Here is a 5,343-nt window from a genome sequence, read left to right as displayed (position 1 = left end):
TTTTGGGATTGTTTCCAAATGGTTTTTGTTTGGAGAGTTTGATCCTGGCTCAGGACGAACGCTGGCGGCGTGCTTAACACATGCAAGTCGAACGGAAAGGCCCCTTCGGGGGTACTCGAGTGGCGAACGGGTGAGTAACACGTGGGTGATCTGCCCTGCACTCTGGGATAAGCCTGGGAAACTGGGTCTAATACCGGATAGGACCGCGCGCTTCATGGTGTGTGGTGGAAAGCTTTTGCGGTGTGGGATGGGCCCGCGGCCTATCAGCTTGTTGGTGGGGTAATGGCCTACCAAGGCGACGACGGGTAGCCGGCCTGAGAGGGTGACCGGCCACACTGGGACTGAGATACGGCCCAGACTCCTACGGGAGGCAGCAGTGGGGAATATTGCACAATGGGCGCAAGCCTGATGCAGCGACGCCGCGTGGGGGATGACGGCCTTCGGGTTGTAAACCTCTTTCAGTATCGGCGAAGCTCCGTGGTTTTCTGCGGGGTGACGGTAGGTACAGAAGAAGCACCGGCCAACTACGTGCCAGCAGCCGCGGTAATACGTAGGGTGCGAGCGTTGTCCGGAATTACTGGGCGTAAAGAGCTCGTAGGTGGTTTGTCACGTTGTTCGTGAAAACTCACAGCTTAACTGTGGGCGTGCGGGCGATACGGGCAGACTAGAGTACTGTAGGGGAGACTGGAATTCCTGGTGTAGCGGTGGAATGCGCAGATATCAGGAGGAACACCGGTGGCGAAGGCGGGTCTCTGGGCAGTAACTGACGCTGAGGAGCGAAAGCGTGGGGAGCGAACAGGATTAGATACCCTGGTAGTCCACGCCGTAAACGGTGGGTACTAGGTGTGGGTTTCCTTCCTTTAGGGATCCGTGCCGTAGCTAACGCATTAAGTACCCCGCCTGGGGAGTACGGCCGCAAGGCTAAAACTCAAAGGAATTGACGGGGGCCCGCACAAGCGGCGGAGCATGTGGATTAATTCGATGCAACGCGAAGAACCTTACCTGGGTTTGACATGCACAGGACGCCGGTAGAGATATCGGTTCCCTTGTGGCCTGTGTGCAGGTGGTGCATGGCTGTCGTCAGCTCGTGTCGTGAGATGTTGGGTTAAGTCCCGCAACGAGCGCAACCCTTGTCTCATGTTGCCAGCACGTTATGGTGGGGACTCGTGAGAGACTGCCGGGGTCAACTCGGAGGAAGGTGGGGATGACGTCAAGTCATCATGCCCCTTATGTCCAGGGCTTCACACATGCTACAATGGCCGGTACAAAGGGCTGCGATCCCGTGAGGGTTAGCGAATCCTTTAAAGCCGGTCTCAGTTCGGATTGGGGTCTGCAACTCGACCCCATGAAGTCGGAGTCGCTAGTAATCGCAGATCAGCAACGCTGCGGTGAATACGTTCCCGGGCCTTGTACACACCGCCCGTCACGTCATGAAAGTCGGTAACACCCGAAGCCGGTGGCCTAACCCTTGTGGAGGGAGCCGTCGAAGGTGGGATCGGCGATTGGGACGAAGTCGTAACAAGGTAGCCGTACCGGAAGGTGCGGCTGGATCACCTCCTTTCTAAGGAGCACCATTTTTCCCCCGTGCCCGCAACAGTGTGGGAGTAGTGCGGTTGGGATAGTTTCGCCGGCGCCTGTAGTGGGTGTCCGGTGGTGCAGATTGTTTTGAACAACAACGGCTTTGATCATCAACTGCCGGGAACGTTTGTTCCTGGTGGCCGGCCTTGTGCTGGGCACACTGTTGGGTCCTGAGACAACAGGCCCGTTTTTCGCCTCCTGTGGGGGGTGGGTGTGTTGTCGCTCCATCTTGGTGGTGGGGTGTGGTGTTTGTTTTGTGGATAGTGGTTGCGAGCATCTAGCAAGCAAGGCTTGTGGTCTTGTTTGTTTTTGCAATTTTTGTTTCTTGGTTTTTGTGTTTGTAAGTGTTTAAGGGCGCATGGTGGATGCCTTGGCATCGAGAGCCGATGAAGGACGTGGGAGGCTGCGATATGCCTCGGGGAGCTGCCAACCGAGCGTGGATCCGAGGATGTCCGAATGGGGAAACCCGGCACGAGTGATGTCGTGTCACTCACTGGTGAATATATAGCCAGTGGGGAGGTAACGCGGGGAAGTGAAACATCTCAGTACCCGTAGGAAGAGAAAACAAAATGTGATTCCGTGAGTAGTGGCGAGCGAAAGCGGAGGATGGCTAAACCGTATGCATGTGATACCGGGTAGGGGTTGTGTGTGCGGGGTTGTGGGAGTGTCATGTCCGGTTCTACCTGGCCGGAGGGCAGTGAGAAAGTGTTGTGGTTAGCGGAAGTGGCCTGGGATGGTCTGCCGTAGACGGTGAGAGCCCGGTACGTGAAAACCCGACACCTGCCTTGTGATGTTTCCCGAGTAGCAGCGGGCCCGTGGAATCTGCTGTGAATCTGCCGGGACCACCCGGTAAGCCTGAATACTACTCGATGACCGATAGCGGATTAGTACCGTGAGGGAATGGTGAAAAGTACCCCGGGAGGGGAGTGAAAGAGTACCTGAAACCATGTGCCTACAATCCGTCAGAGCCCTCCCTTGTGGTGGGGTGATGGCGTGCCTTTTGAAGAATGAGCCTGCGAGTCACCGGCACGTCGCGAGGTTAACCCGTGTGGGGTAGCCGCAGCGAAAGCGAGTCTGAATAGGGCGTATCACATCCGTTGGGGTGTGTGTAGTGGCGTGTTGTGGACCCGAAGCGGAGTGATCTACCCATGGCCAGGGTGAAGCGCGGGTAAGACCGCGTGGAGGCCCGAACCCACTTAGGTTGAAGACTGAGGGGATGAGTTGTGGGTAGGGGTGAAAGGCCAATCAAACTCCGTGATAGCTGGTTCTCCCCGAAATGCATTTAGGTGCAGCGTTGCGTGTTTCTCACCGGAGGTAGAGCTACTGGATGGCCGATGGGCCCTACTAGGTTACTGACGTCAGCCAAACTCCGAATGCCGGTGAGTGTAAGCGTGGCAGTGAGACGGCGGGGGATAAGCTCCGTGCGTCGAGAGGGAAACAGCCCAGATCGCCGGCTAAGGCCCCAAAGCGTGTGCTAAGTGGAAAAGGATGTGCAGTCGCTTAGACAACCAGGAGGTTGGCTTAGAAGCAGCCACCCTTGAAAGAGTGCGTAATAGCTCACTGGTCAAGTGATTGTGCGCCGATAATGTAGCGGGGCTCAAGCACACCGCCGAAGCCGCGGCAATCCGTAAGGATTGGGTAGGGGAGCGTCCTGCATCCGGTGAAGCCACAGAGTGATCTAGTGGTGGAGGGTGTGGGAGTGAGAATGCAGGCATGAGTAGCGATGAGGCAAGTGAGACCCTTGCCCGCCGAAAGACCAAGGGTTCCTGGGCCAGGCCAGTCCTCCCAGGGTGAGTCGGGACCTAAGGCGAGGCCGACAGGCGTAGTCGATGGACAACGGGTTGATATTCCCGTACCCGTGTGTGGGCGTCCCTGATGAATCCATTCTGCTAACCACCCAAATGGTGGTCGATCTATCCCTTCGGGGTGCGACGATCGCCGGCTGCGTGGGACCCGGGTGGGTAGTAGTCAAGCGATGGGGTGACGCAGGAAGGTAGCCGTACCAGTCAGTGGTAATACTGGGGCAAGCCCGTAGGAAGTCAGATAGGCAAATCCGTCTGGCATATATTCCGAGAGGTGATGCATAGCCGATTGCGGCGAATTCGGTGATCCTATGCTGCCGAGAAAAGCCTCTAGCGAGCACACACACGGCCCGTACCCCAAACCAACACAGGTGGTCAGGTAGAGAATACCAAGGCGTACGAGTGAACTATGGTTAAGGAACTCGGCAAAATACCCCCGTAACTTCGGGAGAAGGGGGACCCTCATACCGTCATGGCCCTTGCGGCCGGCAGCGGGAGAGGGTCGCAGAAACCAGTGAGAAGCGACTGTTTACTAAAAACACAGGTCCGTGCGAAGTCGCAAGACGATGTATACGGACTGACGCCTGCCCGGTGCTGGAAGGTTAAGAGGACCGGTTAACCCTTCGGGGTGAAGCTGAGAATTTAAGCCCCAGTAAACGGCGGTGGTAACTATAACCATCCTAAGGTAGCGAAATTCCTTGTCGGGTAAGTTCCGACCTGCACGAATGGCGTAACGACTTCTCAACTGTCTCAACCATAGACTCGGCGAAATTGCATTACGAGTAAAGATGCTCGTTACGCGCGGCAGGACGAAAAGACCCCGGGACCTTCACTATAGCTTGGTATTGATGTTCGATGCGGTTTGTGTAGGATAGGTGGGAGACTGTGAAACCCGCACGCCAGTGTGGGTGGAGTCGTTGTTGAAATACCACTCTGATCGTATTGGACCTCTAACTTCGAACCATGAAACTGGTTCAGGGACAGTGCCTGGTGGGTAGTTTAACTGGGGCGGTTGCCTCCTAAAATGTAACGGAGGCGCCCAAAGGTTCCCTCAACCTGGACGGCAATCAGGTGTTGAGTGTAAGTGCACAAGGGAGCTTGACTGTAAGACTGACACGTCAAACAGGGACGAAAGTCGGGACTAGTGATCCGGCACCCCCGAGTGGAAGGGGTGTCGCTCAACGGATAAAAGGTACCCCGGGGATAACAGGCTGATCTTCCCCAAGAGTCCATATCGACGGGATGGTTTGGCACCTCGATGTCGGCTCGTCGCATCCTGGGGCTGGAGCAGGTCCCAAGGGTTGGGCTGTTCGCCCATTAAAGCGGCACGCGAGCTGGGTTTAGAACGTCGTGAGACAGTTCGGTCTCTATCCGCCGCGCGCGTCAGAATCTTGAGGAGACCTGTCCCTAGTACGAGAGGACCGGGACGGACGAACCTCTGGTATACCAGTTGTTCCACCAGGAGCACGGCTGGATAGCTACGTTCGGACAGGATAACCGCTGAAAGCATCTAAGCGGGAAACCTACTCCAAGACCAGGATTCTCACCCTTTTAGAGGGATAAGGCCCCCCGCAGACCACGGGATCGATAGACCAGACCTGGAAGCACCGCAAGGTGTGCAGGGAACTGGCACTAACCGGCCGAAAACTTACCAACACAAAGAAACACAACGTGTTGCCCGCAACCACACCACAAAATCATGTAAACCCACACCCCACCACCAAACACAACTTTTGGTGACACGGTGGACAACCCACCCCCACAACAAGGGGCCGGCCCACCCAACAAAAAAATAGAGTTACGGCGGACATAGCGACAGGGAAACGCCCGGTCCCATCCCGAACCCGGAAGCTAAGCCTGTCAGCGCCGATGATACTGCCCACACGGGTGGAAAAGTAGGACACCGCCGAACACAACATAAAGCCCTGTGCCCCCCAAGAAATTGGGGGGCACAGGCATTTGT

At 56.4% G+C, this 5,343-nt stretch carries 3 rRNA genes; all 3 read left to right on the top strand.

Features of this window, described 5'->3' with window-relative positions:
• Positions 1-26 precede the first annotated feature (26 nt).
• The 3 genes from LI92_RS19510 (at position 27) to rrf (ending at position 5,292) form a co-directional block, all read left to right on the top strand.
• Positions 27-1,561, top strand: a 16S ribosomal RNA gene (locus tag LI92_RS19510).
• A gap of 355 nt (positions 1,562-1,916) precedes the next feature.
• Positions 1,917-5,036: ribosomal RNA gene (locus LI92_RS19505) — 23S ribosomal RNA — on the top strand.
• Between the two features lie 143 nt (positions 5,037-5,179).
• A 5S ribosomal RNA gene (gene rrf, locus LI92_RS19500) occupies positions 5,180-5,292 on the top strand.
• Together the 16S, 23S and 5S rRNA genes form the textbook arrangement of a ribosomal RNA operon.
• Positions 5,293-5,343 lie beyond the last annotated feature (51 nt).

It is taken from the genome of Mycobacterium sp. UM_Kg1 (assembly GCF_000972925.1).
Lineage (GTDB): Bacteria > Actinomycetota > Actinomycetes > Mycobacteriales > Mycobacteriaceae > Mycobacterium > Mycobacterium hiberniae.
Note: the sequence above shows the minus strand (reverse complement) of the source record. Positions and strands in the feature narration are given on the sequence as shown.